Below are 19,514 nucleotides of genomic sequence, written 5' to 3'. Positions count from 1 at the left end.
CGCGCTCACATCTCCAGCGCGCGCTCGTAGCCGGTGAGTTCGAGATAGCCGCGACCGCCACGGGTGCGGACCGCGCCCTCCCAATAGACCGGCAGGCCGCTGCGGCGGGCGTCGAGCTCCTGCGCAGCGAACATCGGTACGAGGCGCCAGCGCTGGACGCCGCCGGCGATGCGAACGCTCAGTTCCTGCGAGACGGGGTAGAGCGCGCCGGTCGCCTTGCTCCGCCATGTCGCGAGCGGGCGGAAGGCGACGTCGTTGGGGCCGAACACCGTCATGCTGCCATCGGCGCGACGGAGCGAGCCGCCTGTCCAGACCGTGCCGCCGCCCTTGCGCCGGATGCGGAACGCCATCAGCGCGGAGCCGTCGTCGAAATTGAGCCCGGTCCAGTCCCAGCCTTGCGCGGCGGGGGCGAGGTAGTTGGACGACCATTCGCGATCGAGCCACGCCTCGCCGGTCACCGCGATCGTTCCGCCACCTCTGCGGACGCGGCCGGTCACGCGGAGATGCGGCACCGAGTAATAATAGCTCGCTTCCTCGGGGCGCGGTCCCTTGCGGCTATAGCCTCCAATGCCCTGCGCCAGAGGAGGCTGGGTCGGCTGGAAATCGAGCGCGAGGCCGAAGCCGTCCGCATCGACGCGCGTCGTCCAGCGGCCATTCCCCGCGCGGCGCAATCGCCAGTCGCGGATCGCGACGTCGGCATCGCCGGTGCGCGCCTGCGCGAGACCGAAGCCTTCGCGTGCCGCCTGCTCGCCGTGGAGCAGCTTGCCCGTGGTCGGATCGGACAGCGCGGCGTGCGCGAACAGGACCTGGCGTGCGGCGAACCGGCTCGGGTTGCGCGGATCGACCGGCGGGCGCGTGCGGAAGAACGTCACCTGGAAACCGAGATCCTTGCCATCCTCGGTCCGCAGCCAGCCGGTGACGTACCACCATTCGGTACGAAACGCCGGGTGCGCGCCGTGATCCGCGGGGAACCGAAGCGTGATCCCCGGCCGCACGACCGGATAAGGGGCGGGCGGCGTGGCGGCTGGCGCGGCGACACCGATCGCGGCGATCCAGCCGAGCAGGGCCCAAGGTCGCAGCATCACCAATCCTCCCGCACCGACTGTACCGCGCTCTTCGCCGTCGCGCGCCGCCCCGCCAGCATCGCGGTCGCCGCCGCCGCGCCCGTCAGCGCGGTCGCGACGCCGATCAGCGTGTCGACCGGGATGCGGGTGGTCATCGTCCAGTTGAACGACTGCGGGTTGATGACGTGGATCAGCACCTGCGACAGGACCAGCCCGAGCCCGATCCCCGCGAGCGCGCCGGTGAGCCCGACGATCGCACCCTCGGTGGCGAGCATCCTGGTGAGCTGGCCGCGGGTGAGGCCGAGATGTCGCAACATCCCGAACTCGCGTTCGCGCGCGATCGTCTGCGCCGACATCGTCGCCGCCACGCCCGCCAGCCCGACCAGGATCGCCACCGCCTCCAGCAGATAGGTGACCGCGAAACTGCGATCGAACAGCGTCAGCGCGAGTTTCCGCAGCGTCGCCGGCTGGCCGGCCTCGACCTGGGGACGCAGGTCGGCGGGCAGGCGATCGGTCATCGCGCGCGCGACCTTCGCCGGATCCGCACCGGGCAGGATCGTCGCGGAAATCTCGTCGCGGCGATCGTCGCCCGTCAGGCGCTGGTAGTCGCCCTCGTCGATCAGCACCGCGCCCGCCTGGCGTCCATAGTCACGCCATATGCCCGCGACCGTGAACTGCGTGCGGCCGGCGATCGGCAGCGTGATGCGCTCGCCTGGATCCCAGCCGTACAGGCGGTGTGCGGGCTCCGAGACCCAGATCGGCAGCGCGTCGTTCTTCTGCACTGGCGGCCCGCGATCGATCAGCACCAGCAACGGATCGCGGCCACCGCGCTCGGGTCGCGCGATCAGGCTGACCGGTGGGCGATCCGCGGCGATGGTCAGCGGAATCTGGCGACTGAAGGCGAGGCGGGCGATACCCGGCGTGCCTGCGATACGCGTGCGGGTCGCCGGATCGAACGTCGCGCCGCCGGTGGTGCGCAGATACAGGTCCGCGCCGAGCACCTGGTTGAGCCACTCGTCGACCGCGCCGCGGAAGCTGGTCACCATCGTCGCCATCGCGATCATCAGCGCGGTCGAGGCAACGATCCCGCATAGCGCCGTCGCCGCTTCGCCCGGCGCGCCGTGAAGGTGACGGACCGCGAGCAGGCCGGGCACGCTGCCTCGCGTCCGCCTTGCCAGCGGGGTCAGCAGCGTGCGCGCGAACCACGGCACCCCCGCGACGCCGCCCGCGAGCATCAGCGCCATTCCCAGGAAACCGAACAGCGGTAGTCCGGCGATCGCGGGCAACAGCGACGCGGCGCCCCCCGCGACCAGCAGCACGGCGGCGGGCCACCACGCGACCGGTCGCCTCGGATCGAGCACGTCGCCCGCGTTCTTGAGCGCTGCGGCAGGCGCAGCCCGTGCCGCGACGCGCGCGGGCAACGCGCTGCCGAGGATCGCCGCGAGCAGGCCGAGCGCGAAGAACCCGATCGCGGCACCGGGCTGGATCACGACGCGCCCGGTGCTGCAGCCGAAATAGCCCGCACCGAGGTCGCCGCCGAACCAGTGGAGTGCCGCCCATGCCAGGCCGTACCCTGCCGCCAATCCCGCCGCCGCGCCGACCAGTCCGATCGCAAGCCCCTCGATCACGACCGCGGCGATGATCCCGGCGCGCGGCATGCCCAATGTCCGGAGCAGAGCGAACGCACGTTGCCGCCGCACCACCGATAGCGACTGCGCCGAATAGACGAGGAAACCGCCGGTCAGCAGCGCGACCAGCGCCAGCATGTCGAGATTGACACGGTACGCGCGCGACAGGGCATCGCCCTGCGCGTTCTGCGTTTCGGCGGTCGACAGGATAGCGTCCGCGGGCAGGATCGCGCGCAACGCCGGCTCCGCGATTGAGCGATCCGACAGCGCGAGGTCGAGACGATCGATCCGCCCGAGACGCCCGAACCGCCACTGCGCCGCGGCGATATCCATGACCCCGACCGCGGTCGATTCGTCCGTCGCCGGCAGCGTGCCCGCCACCCGCAACGGCACCGACCGGCCATTGGCGACGACAACCAATCGCGTGCCGATCTTCGCACCGACTTGGGTCAGCGCCGCGCGTGACAGGAACAGCGCGGACTCGTCGAACGCCGTATCGTTGCCGGTATCGGGACCACGCGGGCGGATGCCGATCAGCGACGGCGTCACCGTGGCGGCACGGATCACGTCGACACCCAACAGCGTCAGCCGCGCCTTGCCGATCCGCGCATCGAGGCGCAGCACCGGGCTGGCATCGCCGACGCCATCGGCCCGCGCGACACGGGGATAGAGGCGTTCGTCGAAGCCGAGCGGGCTGGTCGCGCGGACCGACAGTTCGGCGGCCCCGCTGACGCCGCGCATCGCGCCGTCGAACGACGCCAGCGCCGATCCGTTGACGAGATGCACCGCAAAGCCGAGCGCAACGCCAACTGCGATCGCGACCGCCGTCAACAGGAAGCGGGCAGGGTGGAACCGCCACTCGCCCGCGATCAGCCAGCCGAGTCCGAGCCGTCCCGACCAGAGCCCGGACCCCGACTTCAGACCATGCTCAGGCGCCACGCCGCTCCACCAGTCCCTCGGCGCCCAGCGTCAGCACGCGGTCGGCGATCGCCGCGCTCGCGTCCGAATGAGTCACCATCACGCCGGCCGCGCCATTGCCGCGCACCGCATCGGCGAACAGCGACAGCACGCGCGCCGCGGTCTCGGGATCGAGGTTGCCGGTCGGCTCGTCCGCGAGGATCAGCGCGGGGCGGTGGACGAGCGCCCGGGCGATCGCCACGCGCTGCAACTCGCCCCCCGACAGGTCGCGCGCATATCCGTCGCCGCGACCGTCCAGGCCGACCGCTTCGAGCATCTCCTCGGCGCGCGTCGAAGCCGCGACGTAGTCCGGCGAGACGAGCGCCAGCGGTAGCGCGACGTTCTGGCGCAGCGTCAGATAGGGAAGGATGTGGAAGGCCTGGAACACGAAGCCGATCCGCTCGCGCCGCAACCGGGTCCGCGCGGTCTCGTCGAGCGTGCTGAGGTCGATGCCGTCGATCGCCACGCTGCCCTCGTCCGCCTCGTCCAGCCCGGCGAGGATATTGAGCAGCGTCGATTTGCCGACCCCGGATTCGCCGATGATCGCGACCAGTTCGCCCGCGCCGACCTCCAGATCGAGATGCCGGAACAGCCGCCGCGGCCCCGGTACCGACTTACCGAGCGCACGGACCGCGAGAAGGGGAGGGGCGTCAGGCATATCAAGTCCGTGCAATAGCCTGGGTGGCGCCGCAAGCACCGACATCGCTGGATATGCGGTAGATCAGTAACCCGGTCGATAGGTTCGTTCGACGTGCCCCGCCAGTTCGTCGGGATGGAAATAGACCGGCCGCAACCGTCCCTCGGCATAGCGCGCTATCTGATCGGCGAAATGCGGCGATCGAACGTCGCCGCTCTGGCCGCCGGCCATGACCGCCATCGCCTTCACCCGCGCGCCGAACTCGACCACCGCGACGAAGCTGTTGCCGCTGCTGCCGTAATAGCGCTTCGTCCCCGGCCACGGTTTCGCGCCGAACGATGCGAGGCTGCCCCACTGCGCCGAGGTGAACGGCACCGGGGTCGAGGCGCGGGCATCGTCGAAATGCGGCGCGATCGAATCGTCAAGCCGCTGGAAGCGGTTGATGTCCTTCCACGGCGTCCGCCAGTCGCCGAAATCCTGCTTGAGCCGAGTGACGGCCGTGCTCAGCGCGGCGAGCTTCGTATCAGGGCCAACGCGCGTGGCGATATAGTCGGGCACGTTCAGCCTCTCCGCCTGCGCGAAGCTGCCGACCTCGCGCCACAATTGGTCGCCCCAGAAGACCGCGAGACTGGTCGCGGTGGAATCATAAGCCCAGCGGTGGTCCCAGCGCTTGAGCAGCGCGATCGGTGCGGCAAGCGCGGCGCGACGCGGATCGCCCGCGGGAAGTGCGTCCCATGCCGCGACCAGTCCGGGCAGCAGCCGCGCAAAGGCGGGGAGATAGGGATCGAACGCGGCCGCCCGCAGCGTGTCGGGTGTCCAGCCGGTCTTCCCCGTCAGCAACAGGTCGGCATGGACGCCGCGCGCATTGCCGCCGACCTGGTCCATGTAGCGCGGATAGTCCGCCGCCTTGGGACTGTCGGGGCCCGCCGCGCTCCACGGCCAGTCGTTGGTGTTGTGCGCCCACCCTATGCGCGGGTTGAGCACGCTCGGCAGGCTGGGAAGCGTATGCAGGCCATGCCAGTCGGTCGCGGGGGCGCTGCCGTCGACCGGGCGGGTATAGTCGAAGCGATCGTCACGGATCGGCATGAACTGCGGCATCAGGAATGCGATCTCGCCTTTGCTGTCCGCGAACAGCGTGTCGTTCGACGAATTCGCCTTCAACGCCGCGACCTTCATGTAGCCCGCGAGATCGGTCGCCTTGGTCCGAAGGTAGCTTTGCTCGAGCGCGGGCACCGGGCGCCACATCAGCGCGGTGGCGATCCATTTGCCGGCCTTGGTGGCGACGATCGGGCCGTGATGCGTGCGGTAGGTGGTGAAGCGGCGCTCGGCCATCGTCCCGTCGAGTTGGCGGACGTGCAGCGTAACGGTGCGTGCGACGACTGGCCGGCTGGCCGTTCCGTAGCGATAGGCATAGCCGCCGCCACGCCGCGTGATCCGCTCGGCGAACTCGTCGACGTTGTCGACCGTCGCCGAGGTGTGCATCCACCCGGCCTTCGGATTGAAGCCCTGGTAGACGAAGAACTGGCCCCAGGTGCTGGCGCCATATGCGTTCAGCCCTTGGTCGCTGGTCATCTGCGCCTCGGAACGGAAATAGAAGCTGGTGTGCGGATTGATGAGCAGCAGCGCGCGGCCGTTCGCGGTCAGCCTGGGCGCGATGGCGATGCCGTTGGACCCCGACGGTTCGCGCGGGATCATCCCGAGTTCCTCCGGCGTCGGCGGGGTAGGCTGGCCGTAGAAGGTCTTCAGGTCGCTGAGCGAGATCCGCTCGATATCGCCGCCGATGCTGCCTTCGGTGAAGCTGAGCGCCATCCACGGCTCGAACCGGGTCAGCACGCGAGGCTTTGTCTGCGGGTGCGTCGCGAGATAATAGTTCAGACCGTCCGCCCAGGCCTGCATCAGCGTGCGCAACCATGTCGGGCTCGCGGCATAGTCCGCCTTCAGCGTGGTCGGATCGACGAACAGCCGCTGGCGAAGATCCGCCCAGACCGCGTCCTCTCCCACGTCAGCGCCGGCCGCCTCCGCGGTCCGGCCGAGCGCGGTCAGGTAATTCGCCTCGATCCGCGGGAAATCGTCCTCCGCCTGCGCATAGATCATCCCGAACACCGCATCGGCATCCGACCGACCCTTGATATGCGGGATGCCCCAGTCGTCGCGGGTGATCGTCACGCGCTTGGCCTGCGCCTGCCACCGCTGCATGTCGGGGGAGGCCGAAACGGGGGTGGCCGAGGAGGGGGCGGCCAGCAGCAGGGCCGACAGGATCAACAGGTGACGCGCGTGCCGAAGGATTGCCATGCGCCGAGCGTAAGGCGAACGCACGGGAAATGCCATGCGTACTGGTAATGGTTGATATGCTGGATCGCAATGCCGAGGCTATATCGCCTCGCGCTGGACCGCTGTTTTCCTAGGAAAACTGGAGCGGGCGAAGGGATTCGAACCCTCGACCCCAACCTTGGCAAGGTTGTGCTCTACCCCTGAGCTACGCCCGCTCTGGCGCCTATGTCTCCGGTCGAAAGCGACACGGTGACTGGGTGAGGCGCGCTGTTAGCCCGGTGTTTCCGGGACGGCAAGCGCCTTTTCAACTTTCGCGTGAAATTCGACGCAAACGAGATTCCGCTTGGCGACTCCTGCACTAGAACATTACAAGAACAATTGTGAACGAGTCGCTTGCCTTGATAGCCCGCCTGAAGCGGATTGCCACGACGGGGATGCCGACTCAGGGCGATGGCCGTGCGGACGATGCGTGGCTGACGCATGGGATGGCGAAGGCGCAACTCCACGAGATTTTCGCGACGGTCGACGATTCGGCGAGTGGCGCGGGGTTCGCGATCGCTTCGGTGTTGGCGGCAAAGGCGGCGCCGGTGATGTGGCTGCGCACCGAGGCGAGCGAGCGGCAGGGCGGGCGGCTGCACGCGACCGGGCTGGTCGAGATGGGGCTCGACGTGACGTCGCTGGTGTTGGGGCTTGTCGAGGACGAGGCGAGCTTGCTGCGTGCGGCCGCCGATGCCGCGCGGTGCCACGGGCTCGGCACGCTTTTGATCGAGTCTTGGGGTCGTGCGCCGAAGATCGACCTGACCGCGACGCGGCGGCTGATGTTGGCGGCCGAAGCCTCGGGCGTGACGATCCTCAGCCTGCGCATCGGTGCCGAGCCGGTTCCGAGCGCGGCCGCGTCGCGCTGGCAGGTCGCGGCGTGTTGCTCGCGACCGCTGGAAGCCGACGCACCGGGCAAACCTGCCTTCGACATCGAATTGCTGCGTCGACGCGGAGGCCAGGCCGGGCTTCGCTGGCGTGTGGAGTGGGACCGTGACGCGCACATCTTCGACCAAACCGCCTTCGCCTCTGGTGATTCCGCGGCGCTACCTGGCGCTGGTGTTCCCGTGGCTGCCGATCGAGCGGCTGCGGACGATGCGGCCGCATTTGTTCGTCGGACGGGCTGAGACGCCGATCGCGTTCGTCGAGACGGTCTCGGGTGGGGTGCGATTGAAGGCGCTCGACCGCGAGGCGGTGCGAGCCGGACTCCAACCGGGGCTGACGCTGGCGGATGCGCGGGCACAGGTTCCGGAACTGGAAGTGTACGAGCATGACGCGCATGCCGATCACGAATGGCTCGAGCGGCTCGCGGACGGGTGCCAGCGGTACACGCCGTCGGTGGCGCTCGACGAACCCGACGGGCTGATCCTCGATATTGCCGGGTGCGTACACGAGTTCGAGGGCGAGCGGCGCCTTGCCGCCGATCTGGAAGAACGCCTCGCGCGGCGCGGGCTGCTCGTGCGTCATGCGTTCGGCGACACCCCCGATACGGCGCGCGCGTTGGCGCGGTATGCGGGGGCGCCGGCTCCGGATGAAAAGCGTGCGGTGAAGCGGTTGCCGGTGGCGGCGCTGGGCCTCGACGAGGATGCGACGACTGCCCTGTCACGCGCGGGGTTGAAGACCGTCGGCGACGTGATGGCGCGGCCCTTGGCGACCATCGCGGCGCGGTTCGGCGAGGAGGCGGCGATGATGATCCGCCGGCTCGACGGTTCGGTGAAGGGGCCGATCGTCGCGCGCCGCACTGTGCCGAAGATCGGTGTCGAGCGCCGCTTCGCCGAACCGATCGCGCGTACCGAATACGCACTGGAGATGCTCGCCGAGCTCGCCACGGAAGCGGCGGTGCAGCTTGCCGACCGCCACGAAGGTGGACGAAGGTGGGAGGCGCGCCTCTTCCGTGCGGACGGCCTCGTCCAGCGGCTGCGGATCGAGACCGGCCAGCCGACGCGCGACGTGGCGCTGTTGATGCGGCTGTTCCGCGAGCGGATCGACAGCCTCGCCGACCCGCTTGATCCGGGGTTCGGCTATGATCTCGTCCGCCTCGATGTTGCGTTAGCGGAGAAGCTCGATGCGTCGCAGTTGAAGCTGGAGGGCGGCGAGGCTCAGAAGGGTGAGGTCGCGCAACTCGTCGACCAGCTTGGCACGCGACTGGGGCGAACGCGGGTGCGCCGGTTCTCGGCACGTGACAGCCATATCCCCGAGCAGGCCGAGCTGATGCTGCCGGCTGCCGAGGCGCCCGCCCCGACGCCCTGGACTGCGCCGGAAACGGGCGAACCGCCGCTCCGCCCGATCTACCTGTTCGATCCGCCGCAACCGATCGAGTCGATGATGGCCGAGGTTCCCGACGGCCCGCCGCACCGCTTCCGCTGGCGCCGCACCGTGCATGACGTGGCGCATAGCGAGGGCCCGGAGCGGATCGCCGGCGAATGGTGGCGACGCCAGGACATTCCGACGCGCGATTACTACCGCATCGAAGACCGTCGCGGCCGCCGCTTCTGGATCTTCCGCCACGGCCTGTATTCCGAGATGGAGGCGCCGCGCTGGTACCTCCACGGCGTCTTCGCGTGAGGATCGGATGAACGAGCGAGCCGCGCCAGCGTTCGCGGAACTTGTCGCTGCGACGAATTACTCGTTCCTCGACGGCGCCAGCCATCCGAGCGATATCGTCGGCCGCGCGATCGAATTGAAGCTGGCCGGTATCGGCATCGCCGATCGCAATACGGTTGCCGGCGTGGTCCGCGCCTATGATGCCCTGGAACGCGCAAAACGAGGCCAGCTCGGTGCGAAGCTGCCGCCGTTCGATTTCAAGCTGGTGGTCGGCGCGCGTCTCGTATTCGCCGACGGTACGCCGGACATCATCGCCTATCCCGCAACCCGGGCCGGATGGGGACGGCTGACGCGGTTGCTGACGCTCGGCAACCGGCGGGCAGAGAAAGGCGGCTGCATCCTTGGCTTCGACGATCTGGTCGCGCATCTCGGCGAAATCGTGTTGATCGTCATGCCCGAGTGCACCGCGCGACCGGCGGTCGCGCACAAGGATTTCGTGCTTCCCGTCCGCAACGATGCCAGTCTCGAGGCTACGCTTGCCGCGCTTCGTCCGCTTGCGCGGCGATCGGTGTGGCTTGGGGTTACGATGCCGCATGGCGGTCGCGATCGGCGACGCCAGACCCGGCTTGCCCGGATCGCCGTCAAAGCGCGCGTGCCGATCCTGGCGACGAACGACGTGCGTTATGCGGTCGCCGACGATCGCTCGCTTCACGACATCGTCACCTGCATTCGCGAGGGCACGACGATTCAGCGAGCCGGCAAACGGCTAGGTGCCAATGGCGAACGCCATCTAAAGGATGCGGACGATATCGCGCATCTTTACCGCGACCGGCCGCACGCGATCGCCGAGACGGCAAAGCTGCTCGCGCGGATCGACTTCACGCTCGACGAACTCAAATACGAATATCCGCATGAGCCCGTCCCCGCAGGCTGGGACCCTCAGGGATGGCTGGAGCATCTCGCCTGGCAATCCGCGATCGACCAATATGACGGCTATGTGCCGGACAAGCTGCTGGCATCGCTGCGCGACGAGTTCGCGCTGATTCGGCAGCAGGAATACGCCTATTATTTCCTGACGGTCCACGACATCGTCCGGTTCGCACGCAGCGCCGATCCGCCGATCCTGTGCCAAGGGCGCGGATCGGCCGCCAACTCGGTGGTCTGCTACGTGCTCGGCGTCACGTCGGTGGATCCGATGAAGCACGATCTGCTGTTCTCGCGCTTCGTCTCGGCCGAACGGAGCGAGCCGCCCGATATCGACGTCGACTTCGAGCATGAGCGGCGCGAAGAAGTGATGCAGTATATCTACGGGCGCTACGGTCGGGAGCGTGCGGCGATCGCGGCGACCGTCATCCACTTCCGCTCGCGCAGCACCGTGCGCGAGGTCGGCAAGGCGCTGGGCTTCACCGAGGACGTCACGCAGCGGTTGACGAGTACGGTGTGGGGCAGTTTTTCGAACCGTTTTCCGGAACGGCGCTTTGCCGAAACGGGGTTCGATGTCGCCAATCCGGAAATCGCTAGGTTGCAGGACATGGTCGAACGGCTGCTCGAATTTCCACGTCATCTGTCGCAGCATGTTGGCGGCTTCGTACTGACGCAGGGTCGGCTCGACGAGATCGTGCCGATCCATAATGGCGCGATGGAGGATCGTACGTTTATCGAATGGGACAAGGACGATATCGATTGCCTCGGCCTGATGAAGGTCGACATTCTCGCGCTCGGCATGCTGACCTGCATCCGCAAGAGCTTCGACCTGATGCGACAGCATGGGCTCGGCGATCATGAACTGAAGACGATCGCCAACGACGAGAATTCCAAGGTTTATGACATGCTGTGCGATGGGGACAGCATCGGTGTGTTCCAAGTCGAGAGTCGGGCGCAGATCAACATGCTGCCCCGTCTGAGACCCCGCAAACTCTACGATCTGGTGGTGCAGGTCGCAATCGTTCGACCCGGCCCGATCGAAGGCGACATGGTGCATCCGTATCTGCGGCGGCGAGCCAAAAAGGAGGTGGTGGTCTATCCCTCGCCATCGCCCGAGCATGGCAGAAGCGACGAACTCGAAGTGCTGCTTGGCGAAACATACGGCGTGCCGTTGTTCCAGGAACAGGCGATGAAGCTGGCGATCGTCGCGGCAAAGTTCACCCCCGACGAGGCCAACGAATTGCGCAAGTCCATGGCGACGTTCCGCAAGGTCGGAGGGATGAACAATTTCCAGGCCAAGCTGATCGGCGGCATGGTCGCTCGTGGGTATGAGGCAGAGTTCGCCGAACGCTGTTTCAAGCAGATCGAGGGGTTCGGGTCTTACGGGTTTCCCGAGAGCCATGCGCTGTCGTTTGCGCGGCTGGTGTATGTGTCGTCGTGGATCAAATGCTTCCATCCGGCGGTGTTCTGTTGCGCGTTGCTCAATTCGCAGCCGATGGGGTTTTATGCGCCGGCGCAGCTGGTGCGCGATGCGGTCGAGCACGGGGTGTGCGTGCTGCCGGTCGATGTGAATGCGAGCGGGTGGGATAACAGCTTATCCTCCCCGGCACGGGGAGGGGGACCGCGCGAAGCGGGGTGGAGGGGGGCTTCCGCGGACGTATCGCTTGCGGATGCCCTTGTTACTGGCGGCGCTGATGAGGCTGCCACTCTTCCAAGCGGGACGTCTGCGGCGGCCCCCCTCCACCATCCTGCGGATGGTCCCCCTCCCCGTGCCGGGGAGGATGTGCGGCTCGGGTTTCGGCAGGTGGATGGGTTTCGGAAGGATTGGGCCGACGAGATCGTTCGCGTTCGGACCACGCCGTTCGCTAGCATCGAGGACCTCGCGCGGCGCGCCAATTTGCCGCAGCGGGCTATGAACCTGCTGGCCGATGCGGATGCGTTCCGGTCGGTAGCGAAGGAACGGCGTGAGGCTTTGTGGGATGTGCGTCGGACGCCACCCAAACAACTCTCGTTATTTGCTGCCGCCGATGTGCCCGAGCTTGGCGCGGAGCCCGACGCGCACCTGCCGGCGATGCCGCTGTCCGAACAGGTCGCGGCGGATTACCAGACGACGCGGCTGTCGTTGAAGGCGCATCCGATGCAGTTCCTCCGCGAACGCTTTGCCGCCGAGGGGATCCTGTCGAGCGCGCAGGCCAACGCGACCAAGGATGGGCGGCGCGCTAAGGTCGCCGGGGTGGTTTTGGTCCGCCAACGGCCAGGCAAGGGCAATGCGATCTTCGTGACGATCGAGGACGAGACCGGGATCACCAACGGTCTGATGTGGGCGCGCGATTTCGAGGCGAACCGCCGCGCGGTGATGGCCTCGCGGCTGATGGTGCTGGAGGGCGTGATCCAGCGCAGCGAGGAAGGCGTCAGGCACCTGATGACGTCGCGGGTGCAGGATCGCAGCGACATGCTGCGGCTGTTGTCGGAAGATCAAGCGCTGGAGCCGCCGCTCGCGCGCGTGGACGAGGTGATCCGGCCCGTCCTCCCACGCGGCCCTGACGGACGGACACCCCGTGTCCAGCATCCGCGCGCCCAGCATCCCCGGGACGTCCGCGTCCTACCCAAATCGCGCGACTTCCATTGATGCCCGTCACCCCCGCGGACGCTAAGGTCTCCCTATTGGGCGTAGGTCGCGTGCCACGTGAGATACCCCAATTTTCGCTGGGGTGACGGACTGGACCACTGGCGAGACAAGTGGTGCGCTCGTGGAATTTCGGACGCGATGGTCTAGAGGTAGGCTCTAGAGGTGGCATTCGCCGCGGGGGCGCCCCAGATAGCACGCGAGAATTACACGGGAGTTGAACTTGGCCACGCTTGGAATGTCCCCCGCGGAGAAGGACGCCGTCGAGGCGTTCCGTCGCGATGTCGTCGAACCGTCGATGACGAGCCTCGTGATCATCGATTTCTGGGCGGAATGGTGCGGGCCGTGCAAGGCGCTGACCCCGACGCTGGAGAAGGTCGCCGCGGATTATGCCGACAAGGGCGTCGTGCTGGCCAAGGTCGATACCGACAAGAACCAGTTCATCGCCGCGCAATTCCAGATCAAGTCGATCCCGACCGTCTATGCGATGTTCCAGGGCCAGCTGGTCGCCGACATGACCAGTGCGCGCACCGAATCGCAGCTGCGCGTGATCCTCGATCAGTTGCTCAAGCAGCTGCCGATCGAAGCCGGCGCAACCGACGCGGTGCCCGACGTCGAGCCGTTGATCGCGATCGGTGAAGAGGCGCTCGCGGCCAATGACGGCGAGCGCGCACTCGGCATCTTCCGCGAGATCGCCGAGATCGCGCCCGAGCATCCGCAGGTCCATGCCGGCTTCGTCCGCGCATTGGTCGCGACCGGGCAGATCGACGAGGCGACGGACTGGCTGGCGAACCTCGATCCGGCCATCGCCAAGGACCCGGCGATTATGCGCGCACAGGCTGCACTTGCACTCGCGCAGTCGGCGCCGCCGGTCGAGGATTTGTCGCCGCTGCTCGCTGCGGTCGAAGCGAACCCCGGCGACCTCCAGGCGCGGTTCGCACTCGCCAACGGCCAGATGGCGGCGAACGATCGTGATGCAGCGGCCGACACGTTCCTCGGCATCATCGCCACCGAGCGCGACTGGAACGAGGGCGCGGCACGGACGCAGTTGTTGAAATTGTTCGAGGTCGTCGGGCTCGAAGATCCGTGGGTGTCTGGACAGCGACGCCGCCTGTCTGCGATCCTGTTCGGATGACCACCGAGTCCGCCCCTCCGCGCGCCACGACGCGACTGTCGATCTTCCCGCTGCCGGGGGCGCTGCTGTTCCCCGGCATGCACTTGCCGCTGCACATGTTCGAGCCGCGCTATCGGGCGATGATCAGCGATGCGATGGCGCGCGACCGGCGGATCGGGATGATCCAGCCGCGGGGCGGACCACATGACGACGCGGATGCGCTGTACGACATCGGCTGCGTCGGCAAGATCGCCGAGGTCGAGGCGCTCGACGACGGGCGCTACAACGTCGTGCTGGAGGGCATCGCGCTGTTCCGGATCGTCCGCGAGCTCGACGTGACGACCGCATTCCGCCAGGTCGAGGCGGAGTTGCTGCCGTTGATCGAGGACGACGCGCTGTCGCTCGGGCGACGGTCGTCGCTGGAACTGGAGTCGCGGCGGTTCGCCGACATGCAGGGCTACGCGGTCGACTGGGATGCGGTCGGCCGGCTCGACGACGAGAGCCTGGTCAACGGCATCGCCCAGATCGCGCCGTTCGATGCGGCGGCGAAACAGGCGTTGCTCGAGGCGCCGAACATCGAGCAGCGCGCCGAGCTGATCATCCAGCTGATGCAGTTCTTTGGGCGGCACGACGGCGATGAATCGGTGACGTTGCAGTGAGCGGGCTCGACCCCTGGCTGCTCGAACGCCTCGTTTGCCCGATGACGCGCACGCCACTCCGCTACGACGAGCCCGCGCAGGAACTGATTTCGGACGCCGCCGGGCTCGCCTATCCGATCCGCGATGGCGTGCCCGTGATGCTGGTCGAGAAAGCGCGCCGGCTCGACGAGACCGCCGCCTGATCGTCCTGCTTTAGCAGCCCATCCGCGTCGCGCCGGCCTCCCGAACGGCCGCAATCGTCGGATAGCCGTTCACCGCCATCAGAAGGTCAGTTTCGGCGATGATGCATTTCAGCACGTGTGCAGCGCCGTTCGCGCCGTCGAGCGCCAGCCCGTACGTGTAGGGTCGGCCGATCCCGACCGCGGTTGCGCCGAGCGCCAGCGCCTTGACGACGTCGGTGCCGGACCTGATCCCGGAGTCGAACAGCACCGGCACTGCACCGCTCGCCTCGACCACCGCGGGCAGCATGTCGATCGCGGCGATCCCGCCATTCGCCTGGCGACCGCCATGGTTCGAGCAGTAGATCGCGTCCGCACCCAAATCGATCGCGCGTCGGGCGTCGTCGGGATGGCATATCCCCTTCAGGACGATCGGCAGCGACGTCATCGATCGCAACCACGGCATGTCGTCCCACGTCAGCACCTTGCCGAACGTGCCGGCCCATTGCCGCACCGCCGCCGGCAGGTCCTCGCGCGGGGGCTTGGCGAGCATCGCGCGGAAGACCGGATCGCTGAAGTAATTCTCGAGCACATGGCCGCGCAGTTGCGGGAAGTTCGCGACGTTCAGGTCGCGCGGGCGCCAGCCGGTCACCCAGGTGTCGAGCGTGACGACGATCGCCTTGTATCCCGCCGCCTCGGCACGGTGGACGAGGCTCTCGGCGAGCGGCTTGTCCTTCGGAGTGTAGAGCTGGAAGAAGCCGGGCGTGTCGCCCATCGCCGCGGCGACGTCCTCAAGCGGATCGTTCGACAGCGTCGACTGGATCAGCGGGACGCCGGTCGTCGCAGCCGCCCGCGCGGCGGCGAGATCGCCGTGGCCGTCCTGCGTGCACAGCCCGTTGATCCCGACCGGGCTCATGAAGATCGGGCTGGGCAACGTCATCCCGAACAGGTCGATCGACAGGTCGCGGCGCGTGGCATCGACCATCATCCGCGGGGTCATGCCCCAGTGCCGGAACGCGTCGGCATTCTGGCGCTGCGTGAACTCGTCGCCGCACCCACCTTGCAGATAACCGAGCACAGACGGTGGCAAGGCCGCTGCCGCCCGAGCCTCGAACGATGCGAAATCGACCGGGACCTTCGGGACGACACCGGCGAGCCCGGCGAAATAGATCTCGTTCTGGTAATCGCCGTAATGCGGCATGCGCTGCCCTCCGAAGCTGGTTGCGATCAGTCCCGATAGCCCGGATTGACGCGGTCAAGCTTGCGTAGCAACGCCGGCCAGGCGAGCCCGTCGGCGAGCATGCGCATGCCTGTCGAACTCGATTGCCCTTCGACCTTTTCGGCAACGCCCTGGTTGGGGTTGTTAAGATTCTCGCGACCGGCGCTCAGCATCAGGACCTGTGCCTCGCAGGCGCGTTCGAGGAAATACATCCGCAGGAACGCCTGCGGCACCGATTCACCCACCGTCAGCGTGCCGTGGTTGCGCAGGATCATCGCGTTCTTGGTGCCGAGATCCTGCACCAGCCGCTCGCGTTCCTCCAGTTCCGTCGCGATGCCCTCGAAGTCGTGATAGGCGACGTCGTGCCCGGCGATCATCGCCGTCTGCGTATGCGGGAGCAGCCCCTCGGCCATCGCCGACACCGCCTGGCCGTGCGGCGTGTGGAGATGCAGCACCGCCACCGCATCGTGACGCGCGGCGTGGACCGCCGAGTGGATCACGAAGCCCGCGCGGTTGACCGGGGCAGGGGTGTCCATGACCTTGTTGCCGTCGACGTCGATCTTGACCAGCGACGATGCGGTGATCTCCTCGAACATGTGCGTGTACGGGTTGATCAGGAAATGATGCTCGGGTCCGGGGACGCGCGCGGACAGATGCGTGAAGATCAGATCGTCCCAGCCGTAGAGCGCGACCAGCCTGTACGCGGCGGCGAGATCGACGCGCAGCGCCCATTCCTCGGCCGATACCTGGTCCTTGATCGTCGTCGTCGCTGCCGCCGGTTCCATCGTTTTGAGTGCCGTTGCCATCATCCGCCTCCTTATGTTTGACCCCTTGTACGACCGGCCTTCGACAAACTTTGTCTCGATGGTGACAATTGCGAAATTTCGCCTAGCCTTGCGTGATGCACGATCCGGATCACGCGATACTGGCCACCGATAGCTGGTTCGGCGCGATACCGGCGGGCCGTCGCGAGCGCCTGTTGCAGGAGGCGCGAGTGGAGGTGCTGGAGAACGGCGCGCGGATCTACGGCTCGGGTGATCCGCCGAACGGGTTGTGGGCGGTTCTGGATGGACAGGTCCGGTTAAAGGGCTTGTCCGCCAATGGTGCCGAACTGCTCGCGCTGATCGTGCGGCCGGGGACGTGGTTCGGGGAATTGTCGACGCTGGACGGCCATCCGAGGCCGCACGACGCGACGGCGTTCGGCACGGCGCGGCTGCTGCATGTGCCGGTGGCGGCGTTCGCGCGGGCGGCGGCGGCGGACCCGGAGCTTTACCGCGATCTCGGACTGCTCGTTTGCGCGCACCAGCGCACCGCCTTGCGGTTCATCGCGCAGAGCGTGGGACAGTCGATCCGGGTGCGACTGGCGCAGGCGCTGATGCGCGCGTCGCAGGCGGGGGATGGTCGGATCACGATCCGTCAGGAAGAGCTGGCCGGCGTCGTCGGTATCGCGCGCCAGACGCTCAACCGGCATCTGAAGCGGTTCGAGCGGGATGGCCTGGTCGCGGTGGCCTATGCGCAGGTCCGTATTCTCGACCTGCCGGGGCTGCGCGGCGTCATCACCGAATAGGGCATCGCCAAGCGCTTCTCTAGCGCGCTACACTTGCGCCCATGACCATCAGAATCGGTATTGGCGGCTGGACCTACGAGCCGTGGCGCGGGACCTTTTATCCGGAGAAATGGCCGCAGAAGCGCGAGCTCGATTATGCCGCCGAGCACGTCACCGCGATTGAAATCAACGGCACCTATTATGGCAGCCAGAAGCCCGCGACGTTCGCATCATGGGCGAACGCGGTGCCCGACGGGTTCGTCTTTTCGCTCAAGGCGTCGCGCTATTGCACCAACCGGAAGGTGCTGGCCGACGCGGGGGAGTCGATCGCCAAATTCACCGGACAAGGGATCGTCGAACTCGGCGACCGGCTCGGACCGATCCTGTGGCAGTTCATGGCGACCAAGAAATTCGACGCCGACGACTTCGCCGCGTTCCTGAAGCTGTTGCCTGGCAGGCAGGACGGGCTCGCGCTGCGCCATGCGATCCAGGTCCGTCACGAGAGTTTCGCGGTTCCGGAGTTCGTGGCGATGTGCCGCGATGCGGGCGTCGCGATCGTCTTCGCCCAGTCGGCGGAATATCCCGCGATCGCCGACGTGACCGGCGACTTCGTCTATGCGCGATTGGAGGATGCCGAGGAGCGCTTCGTCGCCGGCTACGCGCCGACCGCGCTGGACGAATGGGCGGACAAGGCGAAGACCTGGGCGGCGGGCGGGCGACCGGAGGGTTTGCCCTATGTCGAGGACGCCACGCCGGCAATGACGCCGAGAGATGCGTTTGTGTTCTTCATCAACGGCGCAAAGGTTCGCGCTCCCCATGCGGCGATGGCGCTGATCGATCGGGTGCGGGGGTAAATAAAGCGCGGTCAGTCGCACGCCGCTTCGTAGTTGCCCGATCAGCGTTGTCCGACTGAGCTTCCGCCAAAGCTGCCGCTTGTTCAGGTTGCGGCGATGAAGATGGCACGCCCGTGGTGCTTCGCGACTTTGAGCTTGGCCGGGTGTGGGGCGGAGCCGCTCTGTTCCTCCGATGTGACACACGTCGCGCGTGATATCGGGAGCGATCGTTATACTGTTACGGCGACGCGGAATTGTGGTGCCACGACTGGCTATGCGACCATCTTGCGTATCGGTCGCGCGAGCGAGCCACAATCGGCCGCAACGGAAGTTTTCGTCGCCGACAGCAACCACGGGGCGGCCGCTGAAGGTCCAAGAGGCGCGATTTGGCTGAAGGTCGTCTGGACGGCACCCGGCCAATTGTCAGTCGCCTACGATTCAAGAGCTCGTGTATTCAAGCACGTGCTCGACGCGAAGGGGGCTTCGGTCCGCTACACGGCGAGTGATCCGTACTTAAGGCTCTAAGTGCCGTGGTTGGCAGGTCTTGTAGCTGCTCCAGAGTCAAACCGACCGTTTCACCCAAATCCGAACGCTCAGGTAGTCGGCTCGCCACCCGAGAGCAGCCATTCGTTCAGGGCGATCTTTCCCATCCCGGTCATTCCTGATGGAGAAATCAAAAGTTTTGCATCAATGTTAGTATCCTACTTCCAGCGTCACGACCGTCAACCGACCTTTGATTTTGCCAACCAACGTCACATTGCCACCAGGCGAGTCAGGGCTGTTCATTGCCATTATGGTGCTGGACGTCATTTGGGCCGTGAAAAGAGGTTTGAAGGTTGTTGCTCCCGGCGCGGTAACAATGGTGACCTTTGCCCGATCATCGACCCAGGCGCCGTAACCCCATGCCGCCCCTATGAACCGTAGTGAGTGGCCGGGAGGTGGCGGAGGAACGGCTGGCTCATAAAACTTTCGTGACCCCTCGCATCCTGCTTTGCTCAACCGGCCGTTAGAGAGTGTGCCTCCCTCATAATCAGCTTGGAGCACGTAGCAGCGACCATCGCTCAATGAGAGAGTGACGGGCAGAAAACCTGGGGACTATGCCGCTACGACACGCGCTTTGCTCGTTTCGGCTATCGCAAATGCGCCAACAACCTTGGCACGGCCTACAGCCAAGCCGCGCTTGTAAGTCGGATCAACGCGGAACACGTTTGATACCGCCGCATCAGGGATGCGAGCTAGTGACGGTGCGCTGGGATCTGATGGCACCGCGACACCTGGTCGCGATCCGTTACCACTGT

General features: G+C 66.8%; 14 protein-coding genes and 1 tRNA gene. 8 read left to right on the top strand and 7 right to left on the bottom strand.

Annotated elements, in window-relative coordinates; all coding sequences use genetic code 11:
* Nucleotides 1–5: 5 nt before the first annotated feature.
* The 5 genes from C8J25_RS09075 to C8J25_RS09055 form a co-directional block, all read right to left on the bottom strand.
* Entirely contained in the window at nt 6–1,082 is a 1,077-nt protein-coding gene (locus C8J25_RS09075) for a lipocalin-like domain-containing protein (RefSeq protein ID WP_107954142.1), read from the bottom strand.
* Complete coding sequence (locus C8J25_RS09070; protein WP_107954141.1) at nt 1,082–3,631, bottom strand: FtsX-like permease family protein; 2,550 nt, start codon at nt 3,629–3,631, stop codon at nt 1,082–1,084. The genes C8J25_RS09075 and C8J25_RS09070 overlap by 1 nt, the downstream gene beginning before the upstream one ends.
* On the bottom strand, nt 3,621–4,307 hold the full coding sequence (locus C8J25_RS09065) for an ABC transporter ATP-binding protein (protein WP_244186922.1): 687 nt from the start codon (nt 4,305–4,307) through the stop codon (nt 3,621–3,623). The genes C8J25_RS09070 and C8J25_RS09065 overlap by 11 nt, the downstream gene beginning before the upstream one ends.
* Before the next feature lie 63 nt (nt 4,308–4,370).
* Complete coding sequence (locus tag C8J25_RS09060) at nt 4,371–6,578, bottom strand: penicillin acylase family protein (protein ID WP_107954139.1); 2,208 nt, start codon at nt 6,576–6,578, stop codon at nt 4,371–4,373.
* 119 nt (nt 6,579–6,697) lie between these two features.
* A tRNA-Gly gene (locus C8J25_RS09055) sits at nt 6,698–6,772 on the bottom strand.
* A 165-nt stretch (nt 6,773–6,937) separates the two neighbouring features.
* Here C8J25_RS09055 and C8J25_RS09050 point away from each other — a divergent pair.
* The 6 genes from C8J25_RS09050 (at nt 6,938) to C8J25_RS09025 (ending at nt 14,642) form a co-directional block, all read left to right on the top strand.
* Nucleotides 6,938–7,720 carry an ImuA family protein gene (locus C8J25_RS09050; RefSeq protein WP_107954138.1) on the top strand — a complete coding sequence of 261 codons (783 nt, stop codon included), beginning with the start codon at nt 6,938–6,940 and terminating at the stop codon, nt 7,718–7,720.
* Nucleotides 7,689–9,158: a Y-family DNA polymerase gene (locus C8J25_RS09045; protein WP_244186960.1), complete on the top strand. Its 1,470-nt coding sequence runs from the start codon at nt 7,689–7,691 to the stop codon at nt 9,156–9,158. Before C8J25_RS09050 ends, C8J25_RS09045 begins: the two co-directional genes overlap by 32 nt.
* Nucleotides 9,159–9,165: 7 nt before the next feature.
* Entirely contained in the window at nt 9,166–12,690 is a 3,525-nt protein-coding gene (locus C8J25_RS09040; protein ID WP_107954137.1) for an error-prone DNA polymerase, read from the top strand.
* A 235-nt stretch (nt 12,691–12,925) separates the two neighbouring features.
* Entirely contained in the window at nt 12,926–13,822 is an 897-nt protein-coding gene (locus tag C8J25_RS09035; RefSeq protein ID WP_107954136.1) for a tetratricopeptide repeat protein, read from the top strand.
* The gene (locus tag C8J25_RS09030) at nt 13,819–14,460 is read left to right on the top strand and encodes an LON peptidase substrate-binding domain-containing protein (RefSeq protein ID WP_107954135.1); all 642 of its coding nucleotides are present in this window, start codon (nt 13,819–13,821) and stop codon (nt 14,458–14,460) included. The genes C8J25_RS09035 and C8J25_RS09030 overlap by 4 nt, the downstream gene beginning before the upstream one ends.
* Entirely contained in the window at nt 14,457–14,642 is a 186-nt protein-coding gene (locus C8J25_RS09025; protein ID WP_279628752.1) for a Trm112 family protein, read from the top strand. Before C8J25_RS09030 ends, C8J25_RS09025 begins: the two co-directional genes overlap by 4 nt.
* 10 nt (nt 14,643–14,652) lie before the next feature.
* On the opposite strand, the gene C8J25_RS09020 is transcribed toward C8J25_RS09025, so the two are convergent.
* Together C8J25_RS09020 and C8J25_RS09015 are read right to left on the bottom strand one after the other, a co-directional pair.
* Entirely contained in the window at nt 14,653–15,819 is a 1,167-nt protein-coding gene (locus C8J25_RS09020) for an alpha-hydroxy-acid oxidizing protein (protein ID WP_107954133.1), read from the bottom strand.
* A gap of 26 nt (nt 15,820–15,845) precedes the next feature.
* A complete protein-coding gene (locus C8J25_RS09015) occupies nt 15,846–16,643 on the bottom strand; it encodes a class II aldolase/adducin family protein (RefSeq protein ID WP_107954304.1) in 798 nt (265 codons plus the stop codon).
* 95 nt (nt 16,644–16,738) lie between these two features.
* Between C8J25_RS09015 and C8J25_RS09010 the strand changes: the two genes are divergently transcribed.
* Both C8J25_RS09010 and C8J25_RS09005 read left to right on the top strand, forming a co-directional pair.
* Entirely contained in the window at nt 16,739–17,404 is a 666-nt protein-coding gene (locus tag C8J25_RS09010) for a Crp/Fnr family transcriptional regulator (RefSeq protein WP_107954132.1), read from the top strand.
* 41 nt (nt 17,405–17,445) lie between these two features.
* Complete coding sequence (locus C8J25_RS09005; RefSeq protein WP_107954131.1) at nt 17,446–18,237, top strand: DUF72 domain-containing protein; 792 nt, start codon at nt 17,446–17,448, stop codon at nt 18,235–18,237.
* Nucleotides 18,238–19,514 lie beyond the last annotated feature (1,277 nt).

The organism is Sphingomonas faeni, assembly GCF_003053745.1.
Classification (GTDB): domain Bacteria; phylum Pseudomonadota; class Alphaproteobacteria; order Sphingomonadales; family Sphingomonadaceae; genus Sphingomonas; species Sphingomonas faeni.
The sequence above is the reverse complement of the archived record's forward strand: the minus strand, read 5'-3'. Positions and strand labels throughout refer to the sequence as shown.